At 54.0% G+C, this 24,767-nt stretch carries 21 protein-coding genes and 1 pseudogene; 6 read left to right on the forward strand and 16 right to left on the reverse strand.

The window, feature by feature from the left end:
* Positions 1-18: 18 nt before the first annotated feature.
* From MKZ07_RS10920 to MKZ07_RS10945, 6 genes are all read right to left on the reverse strand, one after another.
* Entirely contained in the window at positions 19-1,869 is a 1,851-nt protein-coding gene (locus MKZ07_RS10920) for an assimilatory sulfite reductase (NADPH) flavoprotein subunit (RefSeq protein WP_341027966.1), read from the reverse strand.
* 250 nt (positions 1,870-2,119) lie between these two features.
* A complete protein-coding gene (gene lspA / locus MKZ07_RS10925; RefSeq protein ID WP_341025805.1) occupies positions 2,120-2,584 on the reverse strand; it encodes a signal peptidase II in 465 nt (154 codons plus the stop codon).
* A 210-nt stretch (positions 2,585-2,794) separates the two neighbouring features.
* The gene (locus MKZ07_RS10930) at positions 2,795-3,769 is read right to left on the reverse strand and encodes an aldo/keto reductase (protein WP_036700815.1); all 975 of its coding nucleotides are present in this window, start codon (positions 3,767-3,769) and stop codon (positions 2,795-2,797) included.
* 216 nt (positions 3,770-3,985) lie between these two features.
* Positions 3,986-7,279, reverse strand: a complete 3,294-nt coding sequence (locus tag MKZ07_RS10935; RefSeq protein ID WP_341025807.1) for an ATP-binding protein — start codon at positions 7,277-7,279, stop codon at positions 3,986-3,988.
* Positions 7,266-7,640, reverse strand: coding sequence for a response regulator (locus tag MKZ07_RS10940; RefSeq protein WP_076156774.1), 375 nt, complete (start codon positions 7,638-7,640; stop codon positions 7,266-7,268). The genes MKZ07_RS10935 and MKZ07_RS10940 overlap by 14 nt, the downstream gene beginning before the upstream one ends.
* Before the next feature lie 54 nt (positions 7,641-7,694).
* On the reverse strand, positions 7,695-9,329 hold the full coding sequence (locus tag MKZ07_RS10945) for a GGDEF domain-containing response regulator (RefSeq protein ID WP_036700811.1): 1,635 nt from the start codon (positions 9,327-9,329) through the stop codon (positions 7,695-7,697).
* Positions 9,330-9,562: 233 nt separating this feature from the next.
* Here MKZ07_RS10945 and MKZ07_RS10950 point away from each other — a divergent pair, with 233 nt between their 5' ends.
* Both MKZ07_RS10950 and MKZ07_RS10955 read left to right on the forward strand, forming a co-directional pair.
* The gene (locus MKZ07_RS10950; protein WP_036700808.1) at positions 9,563-9,832 is read left to right on the forward strand and encodes an ACT domain-containing protein; all 270 of its coding nucleotides are present in this window, start codon (positions 9,563-9,565) and stop codon (positions 9,830-9,832) included.
* Between the two features lie 25 nt (positions 9,833-9,857).
* Positions 9,858-11,216, forward strand: coding sequence for a PFL family protein (locus MKZ07_RS10955; protein WP_036700806.1), 1,359 nt, complete (start codon positions 9,858-9,860; stop codon positions 11,214-11,216).
* 344 nt (positions 11,217-11,560) lie between these two features.
* Here MKZ07_RS10955 and MKZ07_RS10960 read toward each other — a convergent pair whose 3' ends face one another.
* From MKZ07_RS10960 to MKZ07_RS10970, 3 genes are all read right to left on the reverse strand, one after another.
* A complete protein-coding gene (locus MKZ07_RS10960) occupies positions 11,561-12,457 on the reverse strand; it encodes a sigma-70 family RNA polymerase sigma factor (protein WP_445670303.1) in 897 nt (298 codons plus the stop codon).
* A 96-nt stretch (positions 12,458-12,553) separates the two neighbouring features.
* The gene (locus MKZ07_RS10965; protein WP_036700804.1) at positions 12,554-13,000 is read right to left on the reverse strand and encodes a carboxymuconolactone decarboxylase family protein; all 447 of its coding nucleotides are present in this window, start codon (positions 12,998-13,000) and stop codon (positions 12,554-12,556) included.
* 273 nt (positions 13,001-13,273) lie between these two features.
* On the reverse strand, positions 13,274-14,728 hold the full coding sequence (locus MKZ07_RS10970; protein WP_076156772.1) for an MFS transporter: 1,455 nt from the start codon (positions 14,726-14,728) through the stop codon (positions 13,274-13,276).
* 166 nt (positions 14,729-14,894) lie between these two features.
* Here MKZ07_RS10970 and MKZ07_RS10975 point away from each other — a divergent pair, with 166 nt between their 5' ends.
* Entirely contained in the window at positions 14,895-15,386 is a 492-nt protein-coding gene (locus tag MKZ07_RS10975; RefSeq protein WP_235218567.1) for a MarR family winged helix-turn-helix transcriptional regulator, read from the forward strand.
* 9 nt (positions 15,387-15,395) lie between these two features.
* Here MKZ07_RS10975 and MKZ07_RS10980 read toward each other — a convergent pair whose 3' ends face one another.
* Both MKZ07_RS10980 and MKZ07_RS10985 read right to left on the reverse strand, forming a co-directional pair.
* Complete coding sequence (locus MKZ07_RS10980) at positions 15,396-16,856, reverse strand: response regulator transcription factor (protein ID WP_341025814.1); 1,461 nt, start codon at positions 16,854-16,856, stop codon at positions 15,396-15,398.
* A 241-nt stretch (positions 16,857-17,097) separates the two neighbouring features.
* Positions 17,098-17,961 (reverse strand): annotated as a pseudogene (locus tag MKZ07_RS10985) (SMP-30/gluconolactonase/LRE family protein).
* Between the two features lie 138 nt (positions 17,962-18,099).
* Here MKZ07_RS10985 and MKZ07_RS10990 point away from each other — a divergent pair.
* On the forward strand, positions 18,100-18,726 hold the full coding sequence (locus tag MKZ07_RS10990; protein ID WP_341025816.1) for a GyrI-like domain-containing protein: 627 nt from the start codon (positions 18,100-18,102) through the stop codon (positions 18,724-18,726).
* Between the two features lie 2 nt (positions 18,727-18,728).
* On the opposite strand, the gene MKZ07_RS10995 is transcribed toward MKZ07_RS10990, so the two are convergent.
* From MKZ07_RS10995 to MKZ07_RS11015, 5 genes are all read right to left on the reverse strand, one after another.
* The gene (locus MKZ07_RS10995; protein ID WP_341025818.1) at positions 18,729-19,394 is read right to left on the reverse strand and encodes a hypothetical protein; all 666 of its coding nucleotides are present in this window, start codon (positions 19,392-19,394) and stop codon (positions 18,729-18,731) included.
* Positions 19,387-20,073, reverse strand: coding sequence for a hypothetical protein (locus tag MKZ07_RS11000; protein WP_341025820.1), 687 nt, complete (start codon positions 20,071-20,073; stop codon positions 19,387-19,389). The genes MKZ07_RS10995 and MKZ07_RS11000 overlap by 8 nt, the downstream gene beginning before the upstream one ends.
* Before the next feature lie 33 nt (positions 20,074-20,106).
* Positions 20,107-20,748 (reverse strand): DUF4004 family protein, encoded by a 642-nt coding sequence (locus tag MKZ07_RS11005; RefSeq protein ID WP_036700777.1) that lies wholly within the window; start codon positions 20,746-20,748, stop codon positions 20,107-20,109.
* A gap of 271 nt (positions 20,749-21,019) precedes the next feature.
* A complete protein-coding gene (locus MKZ07_RS11010; protein ID WP_036700776.1) occupies positions 21,020-22,351 on the reverse strand; it encodes a vWA domain-containing protein in 1,332 nt (443 codons plus the stop codon).
* Between the two features lie 199 nt (positions 22,352-22,550).
* Positions 22,551-23,162: a 50S ribosomal protein L25 gene (locus MKZ07_RS11015; protein WP_036700774.1), complete on the reverse strand. Its 612-nt coding sequence runs from the start codon at positions 23,160-23,162 to the stop codon at positions 22,551-22,553.
* Between the two features lie 358 nt (positions 23,163-23,520).
* On the opposite strand from MKZ07_RS11015, the gene MKZ07_RS11020 reads away from it, so the two are divergent.
* Complete coding sequence (locus tag MKZ07_RS11020) at positions 23,521-23,796, forward strand: GNAT family N-acetyltransferase (RefSeq protein ID WP_036700773.1); 276 nt, start codon at positions 23,521-23,523, stop codon at positions 23,794-23,796.
* Positions 23,797-23,808: 12 nt separating this feature from the next.
* Entirely contained in the window at positions 23,809-24,666 is an 858-nt protein-coding gene (locus tag MKZ07_RS11025) for a GNAT family N-acetyltransferase (RefSeq protein WP_036700770.1), read from the forward strand.
* Positions 24,667-24,767 lie beyond the last annotated feature (101 nt).

Below are 24,767 nucleotides of genomic sequence, written 5' to 3' on the forward strand. Positions count from 1 at the left end.
CTTCCGCTTAAGTCCCGCTTAATAGACATCCCGCTGGTAACGCTGCTCCTGCTGAAGGGTCTCCAGATAGGCGGCAGCCGCTTCTGCACTTAGTCCGCCTTCCTCCTGGATCACTGTAAGCAGTGCGGAATGCACATCATGAGCCATATGCTTCTCATCGCCGCACACATAGATATGTGCCCCTTCCTGCAGCCAGCGGTACAGCTCCTTGCTCTGCTCCAGGATACGGTGCTGCACATACACCTTCTCCTCAGTGTCGCGTGAGAAGGCCACATCCAGCCTGCTGAGGACACCGTCCTTCAGCATCCGCTGCCAATCCGTCTGGTAGAGGAAGTCTGTAACGAAATGACGGTCTCCATAGAACAGCCAGCTTGGACCCTCAGCACCCTGCTCCTCACGCTCCTCCAGGAAGGAACGGAACGGGGCAACGCCTGTGCCCGGACCGATCATAATTACCGGTACACTGGAATCAGCGGGCAGCTTGAAGTTCGGATTGTTCTGGATATATACCGGCAAAGTAGCACCCGGCTGTACACGCTCAGCACAGTGTACCGAGCAGACACCGTAACGCTCACGGCCATGTGACTCGTAACGCACAGCCCGCACCGTGAAGTGTACTTCATCCGGGTTGGCATTGTAGCTGCTGGCAATGGAATACAAGCGGGCCGGAAGCTTGCGCAGGATGGTCACGAAGATGCTGGCTGGAGCATTCCAGGGTCCATAGTCTTGCATAAGATCCAGCAGATCCCGGCCCTGGATATATTCCTTCAGTTCCTGTTCCCGCCCGGAGGCCAGCAGGTCCTTCAGGGCAGGTGCCGAGTTAAGCGTGGCAGCCTGCTCCAGGAGCGGCTTCGTCAGCACCGTAATTTCATAATGCCGCAGCAGCGCTTCCTGTAGCGTGCCTTCTGCGCCCTTCTTGTTCAGCGGAACACGTTCATTCGCATCCCAGCCCATAGCGGCAATGATCTCTTCTACCAGCTGCGGGTGGTTCTCGGGATAGACGCCAAGCGAATCCCCCGGCTCAAAGGTGATATTCGATCCGGCAAGCGACAGCTCCAGATGGCGGGTCTCGCGGTCTGAGCCGCGGCCGTTCAGATTAAGATTCTCCAGTACTTCGGCATGGAAAGGATGATTTCGTGAAAAGCCTGATTCCAGCGACTCCGCGCTCTCAGCAGCCTGAACCGCTGCATTCGCAATTCCTGCTGTATTCTGTGCGCCGTTAAGCGAGCTGATGACCTGGCCGAACCACTCGGCCACCGGCTCATCGTAATCGAGGTCGCAATCTACACGCGGGCTTAACCTTTGAGCGCCCAGTTCTTCCAGCTTCTGATCGAAGTCTTTGCCGGTCTGGCAGAAGAATTCATAGGAGGTATCGCCTAGCGCGAGTACCGAGAAGCGCAGGCCTGGAAGCTGCGGTGCTCTTTTGCTGTAGAGGAATTCATGGAAGGCACGGGCATTATCCGGCGGTTCCCCCTCGCCATGGGTGCTAACCAGCAGCAGCAGGTTCTCTGTCTTCTTCAGTCCATTCGGCTTGAAGCTGTTCATTGCAGAGACTGTGACCTTAAATCCCTGCTCCTCCAGCTTGCGGGAGAGGCTCACCGCGAGCCGCTGGCAGTTGCCGGTCTGGGAGCCGAACAATACGGTCACTTCACGCGATGCTTGCTGCGAAGCGGCTGTTGCTGACTCTACTACTACTGCTGGAGCAGCGGATACTGCTTGGACGCTTGATCCCTGGTTGCCCTGCACCGACAGCGCAGATAAATACCCGCTTAACCATACCTGTTGTGAAGGTGTCAGCGTAGGCAGAAGCTGGTTCAGCAGCTCTGCCTGGTTCTCATTAAAAGGACTGTTCGTAACTTGTAGTTGCAACAATATCGACCTCTCCTTAGCGTGCAATCTTCTTTCCTCTTAATATCATGAACTCAGGCTAACACAATACCGGCAAACGATCAACGAATCTTATAACAGCCATCATGTTCTTAAAAAGGTAAATACTTGCATAAAATGCACAAAACCCGGCTAAATCATAGTAAAACGCTCTGATTTAGCCGGGTTCATTACTAATTATGATAAGTTGCATTAGATAAAATGATAGACCGGAGTGCTAAGAGGCTGGAATTTATAACGGTCTGCGGGCTGCGGGTTGCCGGAAATGGTCCACAAGCAGGTACACCAGGATCAGAAGGCCTCCGGCATTGATCGCCAGATCGGCCAGATTAAGAATCCCTCCCCGGTCCCCGAAGACCAGGAAATCAGTCACCTGGTGATAGAGTACCCGGTCGATGGCATTACCGATGGCCCCGCCTACCAGGAAGCCGCTGGCTGCTTCGAGCAAGGGGCCGCGGATTTTACCCTGACGCCGGTAATAGAAGATTACTGCTACAAAAATCACGGCAACAATCGCAAAATATTTGCCAAACCCCTGAAATGAGCTAAAGGCCGCGCCGCTGTTCTCATAGTATACAAACCGCAAATGCGGTGTCCAGGAGGGAAGCATCTCCCCAAGCTCCATATGGGTACGCACTATCCATTTCGTTGCCTGATCAAGCATCAGAACGAGGACAGCTATCAGATAAAAAAGCATCGGCAGTTCCCCTATCTTCTCTAGTTGTTCAACTCACAGGATCAGTCTACCACATTTATCTGGATACTTACAAAAATATAGCCGGACCATCCCATCAGGGACAGTCCGGCCGTAATTGGTCAGATGATTCCGTATCATACACCTGCTGCGGGATATGCCGGGTTCCAAACCCTGCTTACCTTAGGCATGGTTAACATTCGTTGACTTCGCTTACCAGGCATACGCTTCCGGTGCCGGCTTGCCCGGTCCCGGAAAAATCTCATCCAGCTTCTTCAGCGTGGCCTCATCCAGCGTAATCTCGGTCACCCGCAGGGAGTCCTCGAACTGCTGGGTCGTGCGCGGCCCGATAATCGGTGCGGTCACAGCCGGATTCGCCAGTACCCAGGCCAGAGCAACCTGATCTTCATGCTCCCCCAGCTCTTTGCAGAGCGCGGAGAACTGTTCCAGCTGGCTGCGGTGCTGCTCCAGCTTGGCTGAACGGGCGCTGCGCACCCCGGTCTTGGCGAGTGCATTACGTCCCAGCAGGCCTCCGGCCAGCGGACTCCACGGAATGACACCTAGGCCCAGCTCCTGTGAGGCAGGCAGCACTTCAAGCTCTGGCGTCCGCTCGAGCAGGTTGTAGAGATGCTGCTCGGAGACAAGGCCGAGGAAATGGCGCTCCTTCGCCTTCGCCTGGGCAGCAGCAATATGCCAGCCCGCAAAGTTACTGGACCCGATATAGTCGGCTTTACCCTGGGACACGAGGATCTCGAATGCTCCCCACAGCTCGTCCCACGATACGTTCCGGTCGATATGATGCATCTGATATAATTCAATATGATCGGTCTGCAGGCGCCGCAGCGAGCCCTCGAAATGCCGTCTGATCTTGTAGGCAGACAAGCCTGAGCCGGAATTAGGACCGTCCTGCTCGTCGGACATGTCATTGTAGACCTTGGTGGCCAGCACTACCTTCTCGCGCCGTCCGCCGCCCTGCTGAAACCAGCGGCCGATAATTTCCTCCGTCCAGCCCCGCCGGTCCTGGCCGCCGTATACATTCGCTGTATCGAAGAAATTAATTCCCGCATCGAGGGCCGCATCCATAATTCTGAAGGCTTCCTTCTCCTCCGTCTCCGGCCCGAAATTCATTGTCCCCAGACACAACTGGCTCACCTTCAGCCCCGATTTACCCAAATAACTGTACTTCATCGCAATTCCTCCCTTTCACTCCTGCTAGATTGGCTGCTTCATATTCACTATAACCCTTAGAGTCTACTCTAAAGCAAGTTTTGCCGGGAACCGAATAAGCATACAAAAAAACAAGCCCCCCGAAAGAGACTTGTTCCGCTATAACTATATTCCATCATATTATTGCATTACCCATATACTCACTAAGCAGATACTCAGCACTACTCGATACTCACTCTAGCTTTCGCCAAGCGCCGAACCATGTCCGGCCTCACCGTTATCCGGGAACAGCACCTCGCCTGTCTTCAGCTGAATGTCCACAATCTCCTGAAGCGTACCCGACAGCTCGCCAGGCGGATAGGGCTTGGTCAGATATTTCCGCACGTTATCCATCATGCTCTTATTGTCCTTATCCAGCGCCGAGGAGATGACAATCGGCACCTTCTCGGTCCGGGGATCATTCTTGAGCATGCAGATCAGATCCCAGCCGTCCAGCTCATCGCCCAGCATCAGATCCACAATAATCGCTACGAAGGGCGTTTTGACGGCCTGGTCAAAAGCTTTTTGCGGATGATAGTGGTGGGTGACCCGGAAGCCCTTGCCCTTCAGCTCCTCCGAGAGCAGCAGCGACAGGCTGTAATCATCCTCCACAATCATTACATTCGGCTTCTGCTCCTTGCTGGCGTTCCATCTATGGGAAGGCTCCTCCTCCGGGTGGCCGGTCTCGGCCTGCATCAACGGAAGACGGAACCATACTGTCGAACCTTCGCCTTCAACAGACTCAATCCCGATTGTTCCCTTCTGCTTCTCAATAATTTCCTTGCAGATAGCCAGGCCGAGCCCCGTACCGCCAATCCGCTTGGATGCACTATTGTCCACTCTGCGGAATTTCTGGAACAGCTGCCCGATCTGATTCTTAGGAATCCCGAGTCCATGGTCCTGAATCCTCACCATAATGTTGCCCGGTTCGTTATGAAGCATGACCTTCACTTCACTTGCGCCCGGCGAGAACTTGATCGCATTGCTCAGCAGGTTGGTCAGCACCTGGATAATTTTATCCTTGTCTACTTCAACCTCTGGATTCAGAGCCTCATCCTCCAGCAGAATATGGTGGGTACCGCTCAGCTTGTACTGATCTATGACACTCAGGACCGTTTCACTAAGGTTGACCTTCTCCACATTGTACAGCTGTGTGCCGGACTCCATCCGCTGCAGGTCCAGGAAGTCGTTAATCAGCTCCGTCAGACGCTTGGCTTCCTTATGAATCGTCTCCAGATATTTCAGCTGCTTCTCCGGCTTCATCGTTTTGGACAGCAGCAGCTCCGTGAAGCCTAGTACACTCGACAGCGGAGTCCGCAGCTCATGGCTGACCGTGCTGACCAGTTCCGACTTCATCAGATCGAGCTCATATTCGCGGGTAATGTCACGGTGGACAAATAGCGTCCCCACCCGGACCTCCCGGCGGAAGACCGGTATGGCATAGGCATCCACATGCTTCAAGTCTTCCTTGCCGATAGAATACTTCATCGCACTGGAGTCAACGGTATGCTCGGACATCGCTTTCAGGTAAAAGCGCCCCAGCTCTTCGGATTCATTCACCCTGAGGGTGAAGTGCTCCATCCAGCGCTCCTTGGGAATCAGCATGCCTTCCGTCCAGTCCTCATAGCTGAACAATTGGCTCAGCGCCTTGTTGATGTGCTGAATGACGCCGTCCGTGCTGACAAACTGGATGCCCTCATTGACGTTGTTGACAATATCCTGATTCAGCTTGCGGCCATTCTCAATCTCCTCGTACATGAACAGGCGTTCAATGGCCAGGGCGACCCGGTTCATTATCCCCTGAATTTCACTGGTCTCTTCCTCTGTGAACGGATGTCCGATGCGGGTTCCGCAGAAGACCGCCAGAATCTCATCCTCCGCATTCACTACAGTTGTATAGTAGTCGTAACAATATACCTCATTGGCGGAGATTCCCTGCTCTCTGACCGAGCCTACCCGCTTCACCACATACGACTTTTCCACGCTCAGGCGGTACAGAATCTCCTTGCTGCCCTCACCGATGTACCGCTCCACATTCTCCGGCGGTACCCCTTTGACCACCGCTATCTTATCCTTGACCAGCAGGAAAAGACTGGAGTCGAACGAGAACAGACGGTTCATGAATTTGTTGAACTTTTCGGCGAATTCATGCTTGTCGAGCGTATAGGTAATTTCATGATTCAGCTGATTGTTAAGCTCCAGCATCATGGACGTCTGCTCCGTGCTTTTCAGCGTCTCCGCCAGCTCCTGCTGCACATTCTTCATTGAAGTAATATTATTGGCAATCAGGATATACTGGTATATCTGGCCTTCATCGTTCAAGTAAGGCATGATTGTCAGCTGCAGCCAGAGCGGCGAACCGTCCTTCGCCGCAAGCTTCGTCTCCCCGCTCCACACTCCGCCGGTCGACAGCTTGCGGATCATCTGCTCCACCTGGGAATCCGAAATATTATGCAGCTCAAACAACCGGTAGGTGTATCCGATAACCTCGGAGCTCTTGTACCCTGTATAGACGCTCAGATTATCATTCGTGTAAGTGAACACGCCTTTGTTCGACAGAATGCCGACGGCAGAGGTCTGATTCAGCGCCTTCATCATGCTCTCAATTTCACTGAGTGACCGCTCCAGCCTGTACTGCTGGTCCTGTAGCTCGTCCTGCTGGGCGTGCAGCTCTTCATTCTGCATCATCAGCTCTTCCTCTTTGTCCTGGATGCTATGGGCCATATTCAGGAAGGCGTCATAGAGCCGCCCGATCTCATCCTGCTTATGCAGCTTACCGAGCAGAACCGCATCCCCGGCAGCCAGCGAATTCGTTGCTTCCTCCAGCTTCACAATCGGATCGATGATAATTTTGAGCATCCGCCAGATCAGCAGGGTGAAGAACAGCAGCAACAAGGTACTAAGCAGAAAAGCAATGAAGGTGAATGTATCCGCCTGCCTGATGGAGCGTGAGTTCAGCTCATTCAGCAGCGCATCCGAATTGGTTTCGAATTGCTTGGTATAGCCCAGGTATTCGTTCACAGCCTTGGTGCTGCCGCTCTGGGACAAGCTCCGGATTCCCACGTAATCATTATTTTTCACCAGCCGCATCACTTCGGGCAAGGTCTGGCTTTTGTACTGTTCATAGAACACCTTAAGGTCATCTCTGTACCGGATTTCTTCAGCTGACAGCTTCAGGGAGGAGTACTGCTCCAGAATACCGTCAAGCCTCTTAAGCGCAGCGTTCAGCAGCGCAAGCTCATTGTCACTCTGAGTAGCCACATAACCTCTCGCCCGGAAAAAGACCTCGTTCAGCGTCACCGCCAGCTCGTTGATCGTCCCCGTCTTATGTTGCAGCACTTCACGTTTGTGATCCAGCTGTTCCTGCTGGACATTGATATAGAAGACAAGCCCGATTCCTCCCGCCATGATGGCAACGAACAGGAGCAGAAGAATCCGGTAATATTTCGTTTTGATGCTCCGGTCGGCAAGCTTAAGCTTAAGGTTTCTCACTCAGAATGTCCTCCACGAGCTGCAACAGCTCCATCGGGCTGAAAGGCTTGGGCATAAAATATCGGGCTCCCGCCTCTCTGGCCCGGTTACGGTCCATCTCCTGTGCCTTGGCGGTCAGCATCATAATCGGCGTCCGGCTCTTCAGCTCCCCGTCCAGCTCGCACAGCACTTCAATGCCGGTCATTACAGGCATCATGTAATCCAGAATGACCAGATCATAAGGTTCTGCCGCCAGCCTGGCGAGCGCCTCGCCCCCATTCTCGGCGGTATGAACCTCCACATTCTCCAGATCCTCCAGCGTATCCTCAATCAGCATGCGCAGAACCTCTTCATCATCTACAATCAGTACCTTTTGTACCATAGCCCACTCTCACCTTTCAGTCATCCCTGCTTGGGATGCATTGCATTTAGACATTTAGAACAGAAACCGGTGGGACAGGCGCTCAATCCGGGTCAGCAGCTCCGGCAGATGGAACGGCTTAATGACATAATCGTCCGCCCCCATCTGCAGAGCATGGATAATATCCCGCTGGTTATTACGGCCGGTCAGCATAATCACTAGGATGTTCAGCTCAGGATAACTGCTGCGGATCTTCTCCAGCACCTCCAGCCCGTCAAGCCCCGGCATGACACCGTCCAGCAGAATAACATACTTCTCTTCAGGAGCATACCAGTCCGATTCCAGCAGAAGCGCACCGTCCGCATAACTCGTAACCTTCACTCTTGCGTTAGCCCCGGGCTGCCAGGCAGCGAATTGGGTCGTCACGATTCTGCGGATCAGCGGATCATCATCCACAATAATGACATTCAGCAGCGTCTCGCGCTGGCCCAGCAGCAGTTCCTCGCTGTACAGAGTGCTCTGGTTTCTGCCGTTATGCTTGCTGGCATATAGCGCCAGATCGGCTTCCTCTACCAATATATCGGCATCCTGAACCGCTCCGGTGATCTCGGTCACTCCGCAGGAGAACGTTACATGAAAGCTCTCACGCTTGGCCTGGAATTCCCGGGCAGCGAAGACTTCCTGAATCCGCTCCATCACAAGCAGCGCCTGCTCCGCAGGAGTATTGGGCATGAACAGGGCAAACTCCTCCCCGCCATAGCGGCAGAAGGTATCCTCCGTGCGGATGGACTGCTTCACCAGCTCCGAGAAGCTCTGCAGCACCTCGTCTCCCATCAGATGCCCGTAAGTATCATTAACCTGCTTGAACAGGTCCAGATCCAGCAGAGCGAGGGAGAAGGTCCGGCCTGTCCGTCTGAAATCGGCGATCAGCTGCTTCATTGTCTGGTTGAAGTACTTGCGGTTGAACGCCCCGGTCAGTTCGTCAACAATTATGGATTCCTGCCATTCTTTTTTCAGCTCAAAGCGGTTCTTGATCAAGACCAGGAACAGCTCGATGTCTACCGGCTTTTGTATGTAATCCATAACACCCAGCGAATAGGCATACTTCTGAACCTCAATCGAATGCTCGCCGCTGATAATAATGATCGGAATCCGCTCTTTCTTGGCTTTGCCGATAATCTGCTTCAGTACATCAATCCCGCTGCGGTCCGGCAGCAGAATATCAAGCAGAATCAAATCCGGCTTCGTCTCATAAAAAAGCTTCAGTCCGCGTCCGGCCGACAGCGCAATGCTGACATAATAGGACTTACGCTCCAGCGATTCCCGCAAAATAGAAACCAGCTCCACATCATCGTCCACGATCAAAATCTCGAACTGCTGATGGACATTGCCATGGGACAATGCGATCCCCGGAGTCAGCGGAGGCACCGCACCCACAGGCTCCGGCTCCTTAAACAGCTCCAGCAGCGGATAAATATAATCGCCCCACTCTGCTTCCGTCCAGCTTCTATGGTTATCATCCGAGAAATAGAGCAGCGCATTGCCGGAGAACCTCTCTACAGCATCGAGACCCACAGTGCCCGAGGTGCCCTTCAAGTTATGCAGGAAACGGTAGATATCCCTCTCCTCGACTGCTGACTGTTCCGACCATTTGTGCAGCGTTTCTCTGGTACGCTCTTCAACCAGCTCTTTATATTTTCTCGTTGTCATAATAGCTCCTTCAGTCCAGCTTATCCTACAAAAATCCAATAAATCATATTTCACATCAAGTGTCAATGTTATTATAACCTCAGGAAAATGCAAGCTCAAATCTCTGATCAGCCCGACACAAAAGCTTTGGTTGATAACCTATCCTTGATTTGACATAATAATTAAAATCGTTCATTCCGTTAATGCGGCAATGAGCGAAGATTATAGATCATGGATAACGGGAGGCTTTTCAATTGAAGGGGATTATTACTGTACTCGGGAAAGACAAGGTAGGCATTATCGCCAAAGTATGTACATACCTCGCAGAGCACAATCTGAACATTCTGGACATCTCCCAGACGATTGTGCAGGATTATTTCAACATGATGATGATCGTGGACATCTCTGCCCCCAGCAAGTCGTTCGAGGAGATTGTGGAGGAGCTTCAGCAGGTAGGGGAAGACATCGGTGTGGAAATCAAGCTGCAGCATGAGGATATCTTCAATATTATGCACCGGATTTAACCGGCGAGGAGAGGAGTGAGCGCTAGTGATCTCGATTGTAGAAGTTCAGGAGACGAATAAAATGATCCGGGAAATGAATCTGGATGTCCGCACCATTACGATGGGTATCAGCCTGATGGACTGTGCCCATACCGACATGAAGGTGTTCAACCAGAAAGTGTATGACAAAATTACCCGCTCTGCCGAGAAGCTCGTGAAGACCGGTGAGGATCTGGAGCGCCAATTCGGGGTGCCGATTGTCAACAAACGGATCTCCGTGACGCCGATTTCGATAGCTGCGGGGGCTGTACATACCGATACCTACGTGCCTGTCGCCCAGATTCTGGACAAGGCTGCCAAGGAGGTAGGCGTCAACTTCATCGGCGGGTATTCCGCGCTGGTGCAGAAGGGCTGTACCAAGGGCGACCGGATTCTGATTGACAGTATCCCGGAAGCGCTGGCGGTAACCGAGAGAGTCTGCTCCTCCGTCAACGTCGGCTCCTCACGCAGCGGCATCAACATGGACGCAGTGAAGCTGATGGGTGACATCATTCTCCAGACGGCGGAGCGCACGAAGGACCGCGACTCCATCGGCTGTGCCAAGCTGGTTGTATTCTGTAACGCAGTCGAGGATAACCCGTTCATGGCCGGCGCCTTCCACGGGGTGGGCGAGCGGGAGTGTGTGATTAACGTGGGCGTAAGCGGCCCGGGTGTGATCAAGCGGGCGCTGGAAGAAGTGAAGGGACAGGACTTCGAGACACTGTGCGAGACAATCAAGCGTACCGCCTTCAAGGTCACACGTGTCGGCCAGCTGGTCGCCCAGGAAGCCTCCAAGCGCCTGAATGTGCCCTTCGGCATCATCGACCTGTCGCTGGCACCTACGCCTGAGATCGGCGATTCTATCGCAGAGATTTTCCAGGTCATGGGCTTGGAGGAAGCGGGTGCTCCAGGCACCACTGCTGCACTGGCCATCCTTAACGATAATGTCAAAAAAGGCGGAGTGATGGCCTCCTCCTATGTCGGCGGCTTAAGTGGCGCTTTCATCCCGGTCAGTGAAGACCACGGTATGATCCAGGCGGTCCAGCGCGGGGCGTTGACTCTGGAGAAGCTTGAAGCTATGACTTGTGTCTGCTCGGTAGGCCTTGACATGATTGCCATTCCCGGCAGCACCAGCAAAGAGACCCTCGCAGGCATCATTGCCGATGAAGCCGCCATCGGTATGGTCAACAACAAGACCACGGCGGTTCGCGTCATTCCGGTTATCGGCAAGGACGTCGGTGAGATGGTCGAATTCGGCGGCTTGCTCGGATACGCTCCAGTCATGGCTGTCAATCCGTTCAGTTGTGCGGGCTTCGTCAACCGCGGCGGACGGATTCCCGCGCCAATCCATAGCTTCAAGAACTAAGTGGGCGTGCAGGCTTAAATGCATTCTGTACATCTAAACCTACTGATTTTCGACCCATTCTGAGTTTAGTTGTATATAGTACATCTATAAGGCCGTTTATTTTTACTACTCACACTTTTAGGCAGATTTAGTTGTACAGACTACATTTAAACGTGGCATGTGTGAATTTTCGCTGTTTTTAAGTGTACGTTCTACAACTATCTCTAAATTTCACTGGGAGCTGAAGACTTACATCGCGGATGATGTGATTTGAATTATTCTTCATATCACCCCTAACAACTAATAAGACACGTTGCCTTCCCGATCAGGGAGAGTAACGTGTCTTTATTAGTTGTTACCGGGCATCAGCGCTGCGGCGGCTCTGACGGTACGGTAATGTGGGACAGCTTCGCAGGGTCCATTAAGAGATACAGGTTCTGAATCCGTTCTCCGCTGGAATCCGTGCTCAGGCAGAGCACGCACTTCACGACTCCCTGATCCGTGAAGATCAGACCCGGCTCACCGTTCAGAAGCCCGCAGGAAGGCTTCCATTCCCGCAAATAGTGCATAACCCGCTTCGAGGTCAGCAGTGCAGTAACTCCCCGGCGGCCGGTCATCGGCCGGAGAATCGTATGCACCTCGCGGCCCCCGCCGTCGGCAACCAGGACCGGATGCTCGCCCAGCAGCTCCAGCATGCTGCCCACATCATAGGAGGTGAACGCGGCAGTGAAGCGGATCAGCAGTTTCTCGGTGACTGCTCCATATCGGAGCGAGGGTAACCGGGAAGCCGGCTCTGTCTGCAGGATTCGCTTGGCCCGGCTGAAGATCTGCCGGCAGTTGCTGCCCGATTTGCCTACCATTCCGGCAATGGCTTCATAGTCGTATTCGAAGGCTTCCCGCAGTACGAATACCGCACGCTCCGTGGGAGACAGGCGCTCCAGCAGCACCAGAAAGGCATACGACAAATTATCCTTACGTTCTGCCGCCGCTTCCGGGCCATCGTATCCCTCGCTTACCGGCTCCGGCAGCCACTCCCCGATATAAGTCTCTCTGCGGCTGCGAGCCGAGTTCAGCATATTGAGGCAGCGGTTCGTCACGCCTTTGGCCACATAGGCTTTGATATTCTGAATGCCGCTCCGGTCCCGGTGCTGCAGCTCGGCGAACATATCCTGCACCGCATCCTCCGCATCAGCAACCACGCCTAACATCCGGTACGCAATGGAGAAGGCATAGCTTTTATAATTCCGGTACAGCTCCTCCATACCCGGATTCTCAGCCGCAGGTGTCTGGGCCTGAGCCGTTATTTTACCCCTGTCCACTTCACGCAGCTCTCCTTCCTTACACTCCTGTCCTTATCCTTAGCCGAAGCAGCCCGGGAACATCCCGGTCGTAATGGCAATCCGGTTCCAGCTGTTGATCGTATTGATCGCCATAATCCAGTCTACCAGTTCCTCTTCGCTAAAATGCGTAAGCATCTTATTATACAGCTCCAACGGAACGCCCGCTTCACTGATCAGCGTGACCTGCTCGGCGAATTCCAGCAGCACACGTTCCTTCGCACTGAACAACGGCGCTTCGCGCCACACACTCAGCAGCAGAATATGATCGGCATAGTTGCCCAGCTTCATCAGATCCTTGCCATGCATATCCAGACAGAACGCACAGCCGTTGATCTGGGAGACCCGTATTTTAACCAGTTCATACAGCACTTTATCCTTGCTGCGGCTTCCTGCATGCTGCTCCAGCGCCATCATTGCCCGGAACGCCGGGCCGTTAACCTCACGATAATTCATTCGTAGACTCATATTGGGTCGCCTCCATTGTGGTTGTGTTGCTCTTCATAACTGTAGACAAGATGGAGCCGGATGTTGTGACAAAACATCCCCACAAACTCTCCCCACAAAGTGAAGTAATGCTTCGGAGTGAATTCAAATACTTTGCGGGGACCCCGAAAACATTACACAAAGTGAAGCTTTAGCTCGATGATGAATCAGGTCTTTGCGGGGGCCCCAAAACTCTGATTTTTTTCAAAAAAAAGCAGAACAGCGAAATTCCGCAGCCCTGCTCTTGTATACACTCTATACGCTCAGGTTCTTAGCCCTTCTCGAAGAGAATAGCCGCCAACCGGTAAGCAGCGCCGATAACAGGCAGATTCCGGACGAAGTCAGGAAGACTACATGCATCCCCGAGAGAAACAGCTCCGGATGTCCTTCCACCAGCCCGGTTACCCGGTAGCCGGCCTTACTGCTCATTACATTGAACAGGATCGAAGTGGCTGCGGTAATTCCGACAACCATCCCCACATTACGGACCAGCGAATTCACGCTGCCTGCCGAGCCCAGCTGTGTTCGCGGCACTGTGGACATAATCAGCGAATTGTTCGGTGAGCCGAACATCCCGCTGCCGATGCCGAGCATAGCAATCCAGACGCCGACCAGCATAACCGGGCTGCCCTCATGCAGCCGGGCCAGCCCGAACTGGGCTACCACCATCACGATCAGCCCTGCGAAGGTGAGCAGCTCCGAACCGATTTTGTCGGACAACGCCCCGCTTAACGGAGCAACTATCACCATACAGATCGGGTACAGCATAAGCAGGAACCCTGCATCGAAGGGAGACATGTTCAGCATATTCTGCGCATAGAACGGTGCGATAATATTGAAGCAGAAGTTCGAGACGAACACCAGAAAGGCACAGAATATGCTCAATGAAAACAAGGGATTCTTGAACAGGGTAAGTTGAAGCAGCGGCTGAGCACTGCGCTGCTCCACGATCAGGAAGACGATGAAGGTAATTACCGCAGCGGTGAGTGCGGCAAGAATCCGCGTATCCCCGTATCCAAGCTGCTGGCCGAGCAGTAGTCCTGCGAACAGAGAAACAATGAAGACGGCAAACAGCAGGCTGCCGGGAACATCAATCCCTGACTTCACACGTACCAGATCCTTCGGCAGCACCTTCCAGCCCAGCGCAATCGCCAGAATTCCAATCGGCACATTCACCCAGAAAATATACTCCCAGCCCATCGATGATACGATAATTCCGCCCAGGCTGGGCCCCGCTATACTGCCGAGGGACACGAAGGTTCCAATCAAGCCGAGAGCCTTGCCGCGTTCCGTTGACGGGAAAATATCCGTAACAATGCCCTGGCTGTTCGCCATGGTCATCGAAGCGCCGACCGCCTGCACTACACGCGAAGCAATGAGTAACGGCAAGTTGTGACTTAATCCGCAGAGCAGCGAGCCGAGGGTGAAGACGACCATGCCCAGCTTGAACATCTTGATTTTGCCGGCGATGTCGCCCAGCTTCCCGAAGAACAGAATCACTGAACAGATCGCCATCAGATATCCGGTTGTCACCCACTCCACCTGGGCTACCGGCAGCCCCAGCTCCTTCACCAGCACCGGCAGCGCAATATTCACAATACTTCCATCCAGTGTAGACATAAAAGTAAACAAATTAAGAACGATCAGAATCAGCCAGCGCTTCTTCTGTATCCCGGCATCCTCCTGATAGGTCGCCTCTAAGCTGCTCATCCTATAACACCTCTTGTATCCAATGTAATATAGTTGCACACGCAACAAACTAATCCTACACAGTGTACTGCAAATTAGTTGCGTACGCAACAAAATTACGGTAAGATCTGAGGCATACGGTTTTCTTAGGCAGGCTACCGTTATAATCCTCAGCGAGGTGTCCATTGTGACTTCAAATAAAGAACCGGTCATTGAACCAAACAGAGAACCAAACAGTGAACCGATCAGAGAACCCATCGGGAAGCTGATCTCCCATCTCCACCGTCAGAACCAAAAAATACTGGCCAAGGAGCTGCTTCCCTACGGAATCGGCAGCGGTGGCCAGCATAGCTTCTTGAAGCTGGTGTTGAGTCATCCAGGGATCACCCAGGATCAGATGACCAGCCGGATTAAATGCGATAAAGCGACAACTACCCGCTCCGTCAAGCTGTTGGAGGCCTCGGGATATATCGAACGCCGGACGGACCCGAATGACCGCCGCTCCTTCCTGCTGTATCCAACTCCCCAGGCGCTCGACTTCGCCCCTGTCTTCCAGGCGCTGCTGGACGATTTCAACCGCGAGCTGTCCATGGATCTCACCGAGAGTGAGCTGGATGTGCTGTTAGATCTGCTCCGCAAGGTCACCCGCAACTCAGACCGGCTGAACGGGCAGGGTTGAGTGTATTAATTAAGTGGAGAAAATCAGGCTGTCCTTGCTGTCCCCGGGTTCAGCTGCGAAGCGTGCATCTTGAAGCCTGCCCTCAGCGCGGTATTCACTCGGCAGCTTGCCGACATGCTCCCGGAACAGCTTGCTGAAATAACGCTCATCTCCGAAGCCGGACCGGCAGGCAATTTCACACACCGGGACAGGGGTCTCCAGCAGCAGCGCTTTCGCCAGCTCCAGCCGCATGCGCCGCAGGCACTCCCCGAAAGTCTCACCGGCAAAGCGGGCGAAGCACCGGCTGAAATAGCCGCGGCTCATATGGATGGCAGCGGCAACATCGCCTTGATTGATTTTATCCCCGGCATGGCTCCTCATATAACGCACAGCGGTGATCAGGCAGAGCATCACCTCTTGGCTCAGGCCCAGCTCAATCATCCGGCGCTGGACATGCCCCGCGAACTGATTCAGCCAGACTTGCCAGTGCCGCCAGTGCCGGTTGCACTCTGCCGCCAGCGCAAGCTGCTGCGCTTCCTCCGCTGTAAGCAGCAGCCGGCTCCAGCTCCGCAGCAGCTCCTGGCCAAAGTCCGCCACTGCCTCAGGGTCCGGCTGCTGCATCGCAACCCCGCTGAGGAACAGGTCCCATTCTCTCCGCTCCAGCGTCCAGCGGAGATTCTGCGCCTGTCCCAGCGCGGAAGGGCCGCCCGTCTCCGGCCGTTGCCGCACGGCCAGCGCCTGCAGTTCACCATAGTGCAGCCTCGGGACCGCCTGGCCGCCCGCAGCATAGAACAGCGCCTGACGGGCCGACTGTTCCAGCACCGCAGCGATTCTCTTCAGCGGCTGACCGCGCACCCCCTCCAGCAGCGCCGCTGTCCAGCTTGTCCCAAGCACCGCTCCCACCTCTCCTCCGATCCGCGCTGCATCCACAGGATACGGCAGCGGAGACAGCCACATCCCCTGCATAGCATGTAGTGTGGAATTTCTCACCAGAGACAGCGCATACAGCTGCTCTTCCTTTAGTTCCGCCGTAAGCGGCACATAGAGCAGCGCCTTGTCCTCAGCGATCACCCTATGCTCTGCCTTTGCAGGGGTGCTTTTGTTCCCGTCCTCCCACCTGATCCGCTCCACCAGTCTGCGGATGATTTCATCGGCATTCTCCGGCTCCAGCAGCGTCTTGACAATGTAATCCACCGCTCCCAGCCGCAGCGCCTCCTGCACCTCATCGAATTCATGATGGCAGGTCAGCACTACGCAGCGTATCGCGGGATACCGCAGCCTCACCTCTCGGATCAGCTCGAACCCGGTCATACCCGGCATCGACAGATCCACGAACAGCAGATCTGTCTCCTGCTCGCGCAGCAGCTCCAGCGCTGCTTGCCCGTCCCCGGCCTCTCCGGTAATCACCACCCCGAGGGACGGCCAATCCAGCAGTGAGATGAAACCCCTGCGCACCAGACGCTCATCATCTACGACAACAGCCTTAATCATCGAAGTCCTCCTTGCTTTTGATAGGAATAATGATTGATACTGGGTTCCGCTTTTCTCACCGCTCTTCGTGGAAGCGTTTCAATATATAGATACAATACCATATTTTGTTTATTCTGAAAATAAAAAGGCGGAACATAAAAAGAGCTGCTCACAGGCAGAATATCCGCCGTAGAAACAACTCCACTTCTGCTATTAGGTACTAGGCAAGACTACCCGCCCGACTTCTCTCCCGCTGTCCTCCCTAAAAAGCCGCCCGATTAGCCTCACGGCCCCTCACTCCCGGCTTGAACCGGAACAATCCGCCCGCCTGCGGCCAGCGTTCAAGCTCTTCTGCACTCATGTATCCGCATGCTGTAGTGATGTACAGCTCGTCCAGATTCTCGCCGCCGAATGTGCAGGAGGTTACGTAATGCGACGGAACCTCAATTCTCTCCAGTTGCTCGCCTGTATGGGGATTCCACCGCGAGATACAGCCCCCGCGCCAGTGGGCGACCCAGAGCATGCCTTCACTGTCGATCGTCATTCCATCCGGCCAGCCTTCGCCTTCCGCCAACTGGATGATCGTCCGGCGCCCGCTTACCGAGCCGTCTGCCAGCGAATAATCCATCACATCGATCCCCTTGGTCAACGTGTCAATGTAATACATGACCCCTAAGCTGTCGTTCCAGGCCAAGCCGTTGGAGATGCCGATTCCAGTCAACACCTGTCGGACCTTACCAGCGGATTCCATTACATACAGGCTGCCGTCTCTTCCCGCAAACCTTCTGTTCATCGAGCCGAACCACAACCGTCCACGGCTGTCGCATTTGGCATCATTCAGCCGGTTCCCGGGAATTCCGGACTCCACCACTGCCAGCAGCTCCACAGGCTGATGCTCCATTTATCTGTAGATCCCGTCCTCCATCGTCAGAATCCAGCCGCCTCGCTCCGCCGGTACGGCTGCACTTACCTTTCGCTCAAAGGAATGAATATCATCTGTACCCTTGCCAGGGTCATAGAGATGTAATTCATTGCTGTCAACATCCATCCAATACAATCTGCCCTTCCTGTGATCCCAATGAGGACCTTCTCCGAGTGCCGCCTTCGCAGCAACCACGCATTCCATCGTTCCGCTCAATATAAACCCTCCTCGAATAAATACTTTCTATGTACTACTGCCCCTCCAGCCTCCAACCTGACATACACCTGTCCGGTTCGCATGATATGCTAAATGCAGCACAATCCTATGAATGAGGTGACCCATATGAAGTTCGAATGGAGAAAACAAGACAAAGCCCTATACCTGCCTCCTGCCGAACCGGGACTGATTCAGGTACCCGCCTTCCCTTATTTCACCCTGCAGGGTGAAGGTAATCCCAACGGCAGCGCATTCGCGGAAGCAGTCGCTGTGCTGTATTCCTTATCCTACGCAGTCAAAATGCTGCCGAAAAAAGGCCCCGTACCCGAAGGCTACTACGACTACACCGTCTTCCCGCTGGAAGGGGTATGGGATCTCAGCGAAGCCGGACGCCGCTTAGCCGTTCTTGATAAGAACGAGCTGGTATACACCTTAATGATCCGCCAGCCGGATTTCCTGACCCCTCTGCTTGCCGCAGAAGTGCTGGAGCAGGTCAAGCGCAGTAAGCCGCATCCGCTGCTGGACAAGGCTGTCTTCGCCCGCTGCGAAGACGGCCTCAGTGTACAAATGACGCATATCGGCTCCTATGATGATGAACCGCACAGCTTTACCAGAATGGAGCAGTTCTGCGCTGCCCAGGGACTGCTGCGGGAGTCTCTCCTGCACCGCGAAATCTATATCTCGGATGCCCGACGTGCCAGCCCGGAGAAGCTGCGAACCGTGCTGCGGTTCAAGGCCGCCCGGCAGGATTAACGCTACATTTTCACCGTGTTCCGTACTATTGAGCTCTTATGAACCTCCAGCACCTCCCGGTACTCCACCGTCTCAATCTCGCAGCCGGGGCCGATCACAATACTTCCGCCCCGGACAGTCTGCGCCTGTGTATGCTGAAGCTCAATCTGATCCCCTTCGATCAGCCGGGCCGTGAAGCTCAGCTTCTTCCCGGGTCTGAGCAACGCGCCGGAACGGCTGCGCTTGATCGAGATCCTGCCGCCGCCGACCGTATCCGCTCTACAGGGGCCGAACAACGTCAGGTCGAGCTTCTCCGCATTGAGCAGTCCGCTGACCTCCAGGATTCCGGTAAGCTGCACCTGCTCTGCTTCACAATCGCCCGTAACTATAATCCCGCCGGTCAGCTTGATATCCTCAATCCGCAGCCCGCCGCCTGCCGTAAGCTCTCCTTGTCCGCGCAGGCTGGCTGCGTCCACCCTGCCCTTGGCCTCACACTCTCCGGTGATTTTGATATCCTGCGCCCGAAGATTGCCCTTAATCGCAACCTCTCCTGTCTGCGCCAGCTTATGGCAATCCACATCTCCGCCAAAGGTACATTCTCCCGTCACCTTCACATCCTTAAAAACTCCGCCGACAGAGCTCGAAGTCCCAAGTATCTTCAGATCATGACGTTCTACCGCTTCATTCACCGATCTTCTCCTCCTCTCCCACCTGGGCACCGGGATGTACAGTCAGTCCCGATCTATACTCCACCCGGCCAATCGAGCAGCCCTCTCCGATAATAACCGTCCCGCCTCTAACTACATCTGCACTCGCGTATTCCAGATCTAGCGTATCGCCCTCGATGAGCTTGGCCCGCAGCCCGATTTTGAGCTTAGGAATCATCCCGCCTAATAGTCTGCCCCAGGCTGCATTGCCTTTTTTGCGGATCACCAGGCTCTCTACGCCAATCTCCCCCGCCTCAGACTGCCCCTGTAGCCCGAACTCAATCCGGCCCGCACTGAGCAGGCCCCCCACCGTGAATACCCCTTCACCGGTCAGCTCCTCCAGTTCACAATCGCCCTTCAGCTTCAGCATCCCGTCCATTACACAGCGCTCTCCCCGCAGACTACCCTCTGCATTCACCACTCCATTCAGCTTCATTTCACCAACCTGCAGATTGCCCTTCAGATTGAGGGTTCCGTTCATCTCCAGCTCATCGGCCGTGAGGTCGCCCTTCTGTATCATCACGCCGTCGCAGCTATAGGTATGTGCGTGGAGCGCTCCGTTAATTTTACTGACGCCGTTGATATTCACGCTGTGATATCTGCCCCCGGCGGCTGTGTTGACCCCATCCATCACCAGATCCGGCAGTTCACTCTTCTCCATGGTCCAGCCTCCTCTAGTTTACTATTCCTTGCTCTATAAGCCGCCTTCACTCAAGCGCCCATTCAGTAGTTCCGCCAGATCGGCAGAACGAAGCCTGCTCACCACCCGTACCCCCTCATCGAAGGCCAACCCCGCGCCCGGCAATGCCATAATGAAGAAGCTAACCCCCATCTTCCGCACAAAAAACAGCTCCCACCCCTTCTCCCCGTATCCCGGCGCATGACTCTCCAGCGTCTGATAGAGCCGGTCTGCTTCCTCCCAGCTTAGCTCCCCCTTGCTGAGCAGACCATCTGCCGCGAATACATTCAGAATCTGCTCGAAGGTCAACGGTAAATCCTCAGCCTCCGGTCTACCGAACCGCTCCAGACTGCTAACCGTAACAATGTTACGTTCTTTTAGCTGGGATACGGTTAACCTTATTCTGTACGGGGATGCCGGCTCTGACAGCTTATCTGCCAATTCATCCAGGGAGAGATCATCCTTCTTTTGTAAAATATGCTGCACCCGCCCCAAAATCCGCGCACGCGGAAAAAAGGTTTCCTGTCCCGTAAAGGTAGATTTGCGGATGAACCATTCCTCAGGAATCAGCTGCTTCCGCTTCCAGCGGTACAATTGCCCGTAAGAGATTCCCGTCTCATCGAGCAGCTCTTTTTTGGAGATTAAATCCTCTTCCATATCACCACTCCTTGCATCTATCGTAACATAACACTGTTACGTTGTAAACTAACAAGCAGCCTGAAACTGCCCCCTCCTGTTCAAAGGCGGCTTCTCCTCTCCACTCATGCACAAGTAGAAACGGCATAGCCGTCCTTTTAAAGGACGGTACCGTTTCAGCGAGAAATAGAAGGATAACTTATCGTGTGAAACATATAAATACTTATATTTTCAAAAAACAGGGCAGACCCCAGCCCTTCCCCGGCTTCGGATCTGCCCTCTATACTCCATTCTAAGAACGCACAACGCCCTTCTGCCGCGCTTCCCGCAGCCATTTCGGGTACTCGTTGAACAGCCGGTCATACAGGTCCTCATCGCTCACCTCGTCCAGATCATCCAGCGCGAAGAAGTCGGCATTATCCACATAACGGCCCTGCAGATCATCAAGCTCACGGAGTACGCCATAATCCGCATTGCCCAGCCCTACAAACTGCCAGAAGATATTATGCTTCGAGCTCTGGATCAGCAGCTTCGATATTTTGGGCGTCTCATAGATGCCCCCGTCGCTGAAGAACACCACATAGACCGGCAGGTCGCCCGGCTCCTCCTTCGTATATTTCTTGATCAGATCCGCCATAACCACCGGCTCGTTGTTCCCGATGCCCAGTCCCCCGAACATCTTCGGTCCCGGATAGGTCCGCTTCACATAATCCTCATAGCCGTGTTCATTCACGCTCGGCATTCTCTTACTCTTGGTGGCGAAGAACCAGACATCCAGCATCCCGTCATCATCCATCTTAGCCGCCACAGCCAGCACCCGTTCAAAAGCCCGCTGCACGACTCCCTTCGCATATAATTGCGCCATAGAGCCAGATGCATCGAACACCACGGCCACCCTTGCCTTCTCCTGGTCAAGATTCTTCTTGCGCAGTGAAATTCCAACCTGCTGCTTCAGAAGATCAATCTTCGTCAAATTCAGTGCTGGCCGGGGAGCCTCCTCCTGGACTGCATCCTTAGGGGGTCCGCTGTATGTAGCCGCTGCTTCGGTATGGCCTGATACCGGCCCAGCCTCTGCTCCGCTGCCGTTATCCGGCGCCTCGTCTTCTACCTCAACCCCGTGCGCTTCCGCCAGCGGCTTCAGTCCGCCATGGAAGCCCCGTCCGACCGCGCGCAGCTTGAAGCCCCCGCCGTGGCGGTACAGCTCTGCCAGCACGAGCGAGGTCTCGGCATTGCCTTCCACAATCTCATACACCAGCTCCGTGTCCTTCCCTGCCGCGCTGATCCTGCAACCTCTGACATCGGCGAAGGTTCCGGGGCCGTCCAGCGTAGCCGCGAAGACACATTTATCGATGCCCGAGGCGCTAAGCGCACTTAGATCAATTGCGAACTCCCCGCTGTATTTATCAATAGAATTGAATACGACCGTGTGCTTGGGGTCAGCCGGCTGATTATAAAAGATAAAGAAATCATCGGACGGTACCTTCCCGTTCTCGCCCACCATGAAGCAGCTGATATCCAGAATAGCCGGAGAACTGCTGCAGGATATCTTCACGGTTGCCTGGGTGGAAGCCTCGTCCAGCTTCGCATTGGAGCCGCTTACCAGCTTGATTATATTAGGATTCATGAATGCACTCTCCTACTCTCTCATATGTAATTCCAGGATGTACCAGATCGCGTTCTGCAAAAAGGAGCAGACCATTCCCTGCTAAGGATATGTCTGCTCCTGGTTGATCAAAGACTATGACTCTCCATACAGCCGTTATCTCAGGCTATCTGCGGAGTGCTCTGCTTATAGCGATTCGATGGCTGCAGCCAGAAAAGTCTTATTCTTCAGACTTCTCAGCTTCGGCTGCTCCCTCGGCTGGAGCGGCAGCAGCTTCATCAGCCGGCTCTTCCATCACGAGCGGAGGCGAGATCCGTACAATCAACGTATCTTCAGGGGTAAGAATCTCCCAGCCTTCATGCTTCGGCAGATCGGATACCAGCAATTGATCACCGATCTCCAGGCTGCTAATGTCTACATCAAAGGAAGCTTCCAGCTTGTCCGGCAGGGTACGGATGTCCAGCTCATACAGCTCGATCTGCTGCACGCCGCCGCTCTTGACGCCGGCAGGGTCACCGGTGAAGTTGAAGGCTACCTTGGTATCCAGCTCCGCCTTCATATCAATCTGCTGCAAATCTACATGAAGCAGTGTACGGGATAACGGCTGGCGCTGCACTTCCTGAATAACTGCATTCTTCGAGCCGGAGCCCGGGAATTCGACCTTCAGGATGGCACGCGGGTTTTTGCCGAGAATATCATTAAGTGTTTTGGCATCTGCTGAGAAGGACTGGGTATCTGAACCTGCACCGTATACTACAACCGGTACAAAACCTTTACTGCGCTGGGAAGAATTCGATCCGGATCTTTCAGTCAAGCGTACTGTGGTATTCATGATATTTCCTCCTAATAGTTTTTTGAGCGCTACGCCCTTCGTTCGTAAAGCCGGGCAAATCGCCCGGGGGCGGCGTACGCCAAGTAGTGTCAGCATAGCTGCAATAAAAAACAAGACCAATTAGCCCTTATGTCTAATCAGTCTCTTATTAACCATATTTGCCTGCTATGGAATCAGTATAGCACCGGGAAATAAACAAGTCAAAATAGGGTATTTTTCAAATCCAATCCATATTTAAAAATGATTATGCTAAATAACAGACTAAAAATGGCCTCCGGTGCCGCTCTTCTCCTTTCTCGCTTTTTGCAGCACAGGGTAGTAAAATAAAAGCACTATATCCTGAATGGAGTGAAGATACATGGAACTGATTGCTAAGGGAGAAGGACGTTTCTATATCGCTGGTGACGGAAAAGACCTGGCCGAGATTACATACAGAACCGAAGAGAACACAGGGAATTTGGTGATTGATCATACCTTTGTCTCCGAAGATCTGCGCGGCCAGGGTGCGGGAGAGAAGCTTGTTCGGGCGGTTGTAGACCTGGCCCGTGAGCAGAATGTCAAGATTGCACCGGTGTGCCCGTATGCGGCCCATCAATTCGAGAAGCACACGGAATACAAGGATGTGCTCAAATAGGAGGAAGATCGTTTGACGAATACAGATACACTGACACAGATTGAAGAGCTGCAGCGGCGCTGCGAGCAATATGAGGGCATTGCCTTGAAGCTGAACTGGGACATGCTTCGGCATCCCGGAGAAGCAGGCGGTGCGCAATACCTGGTGACCTATGACAATGATGTGCTGACCGGATTCATCGGCCTGTACGGGATCAGCGGTGATATGGAGGTCTGCGGCATGGTCCGGCCGGGCTACCGCCGCCGGGGGATCTTCAGCTCCCTCTGGAAGCAGGCAGAGACCATCATCCGGCAGGACAAAATGAAGACACTGCTGCTGAACACCCCTGCGGCTTCGGCTTCAGGCAATGCCTATCTGAAGACCTTGCCGGTTGCCCTCAGCCATTCGGAGTTTCAGATGAAATGGGAGGGTAAGGGCAGCAAAGTCAGAGCCTCAGAGGTCAGTTCAGCCTCCGGCAATGTGCTGCTCCGGCCTGCTCGCCCTGAGGAGACGCCTCTGCTCATCGCCTTCGACTGCGACGGATTCCAGATGACCGAAGAGGACGCCGCTGAAATGTATGAGCTAAATGAACAGGAAGGCTCACAGGAGCACATTATCATTGAGCTAAGCGGCCAGCCCGCCGGGAAAATGCGCCTGTGGTCCGAGGACAACGAGACCTGGATCTACGGATTTGTGGTGGACAAAAAGCTGCGCGGTCTCGGCATCGGCCGGAGTGCCCTCCAGCAGACCATCGAGCGGGAGCAGCGGAATTATAACGGAGTGAATCTGGAGGTTGCGCTGGATAACCCGAATGCGCTGAAGCTCTATGAGAGCTGCGGATTCGTCGTGCTTAACCAGCAGGATTATTACACCTTTCCATTGAACAGCTAGCTTGGCAAGGAGTTTCAATAAGCATAAAGCATACATTGGATTCGTGCGCCTGCGTATGAGCACAATGTATGCTGTTTTTCGCATACAATTCCTAAACAAGC

The organism is Paenibacillus sp. FSL P4-0338, from assembly GCF_038002365.1.
Lineage (GTDB): Bacteria > Bacillota > Bacilli > Paenibacillales > Paenibacillaceae > Paenibacillus_AQ.

Coding starts and splice junctions, on each gene's coding strand:
- MKZ07_RS10990 (WP_341025816.1), top strand. CDS start 18,100: ATGAAGTTCGAATGGAGAAAACAAGACAAAGCCCTATACCTGCCTCCT.
- MKZ07_RS11020 (WP_036700773.1), top strand. CDS start 23,521: ATGGAACTGATTGCTAAGGGAGAAGGACGTTTCTATATCGCTGGTGAC.
- MKZ07_RS11015 (WP_036700774.1), bottom strand. CDS start 23,162: ATGAATACCACAGTACGCTTGACTGAAAGATCCGGATCGAATTCTTCC.
- MKZ07_RS10930 (WP_036700815.1), bottom strand. CDS start 3,769: ATGAAGTACAGTTATTTGGGTAAATCGGGGCTGAAGGTGAGCCAGTTG.
- MKZ07_RS11000 (WP_341025820.1), bottom strand. CDS start 20,073: ATGGAGAAGAGTGAACTGCCGGATCTGGTGATGGATGGGGTCAACACA.
- MKZ07_RS11010 (WP_036700776.1), bottom strand. CDS start 22,351: ATGAATCCTAATATAATCAAGCTGGTAAGCGGCTCCAATGCGAAGCTG.
- MKZ07_RS10940 (WP_076156774.1), bottom strand. CDS start 7,640: ATGGTACAAAAGGTACTGATTGTAGATGATGAAGAGGTTCTGCGCATG.
- MKZ07_RS10945 (WP_036700811.1), bottom strand. CDS start 9,329: ATGACAACGAGAAAATATAAAGAGCTGGTTGAAGAGCGTACCAGAGAA.
- lspA (WP_341025805.1), bottom strand. CDS start 2,584: ATGCTTTTTTATCTGATAGCTGTCCTCGTTCTGATGCTTGATCAGGCA.
- MKZ07_RS10970 (WP_076156772.1), bottom strand. CDS start 14,728: ATGAGCAGCTTAGAGGCGACCTATCAGGAGGATGCCGGGATACAGAAG.
- MKZ07_RS10965 (WP_036700804.1), bottom strand. CDS start 13,000: ATGAGTCTACGAATGAATTATCGTGAGGTTAACGGCCCGGCGTTCCGG.
- MKZ07_RS10960 (WP_445670303.1), bottom strand. CDS start 12,457: ATGGAGGAGCTGTACCGGAATTATAAAAGCTATGCCTTCTCCATTGCG.
- MKZ07_RS11005 (WP_036700777.1), bottom strand. CDS start 20,748: ATGGAAGAGGATTTAATCTCCAAAAAAGAGCTGCTCGATGAGACGGGA.
- MKZ07_RS10980 (WP_341025814.1), bottom strand. CDS start 16,856: ATGATTAAGGCTGTTGTCGTAGATGATGAGCGTCTGGTGCGCAGGGGT.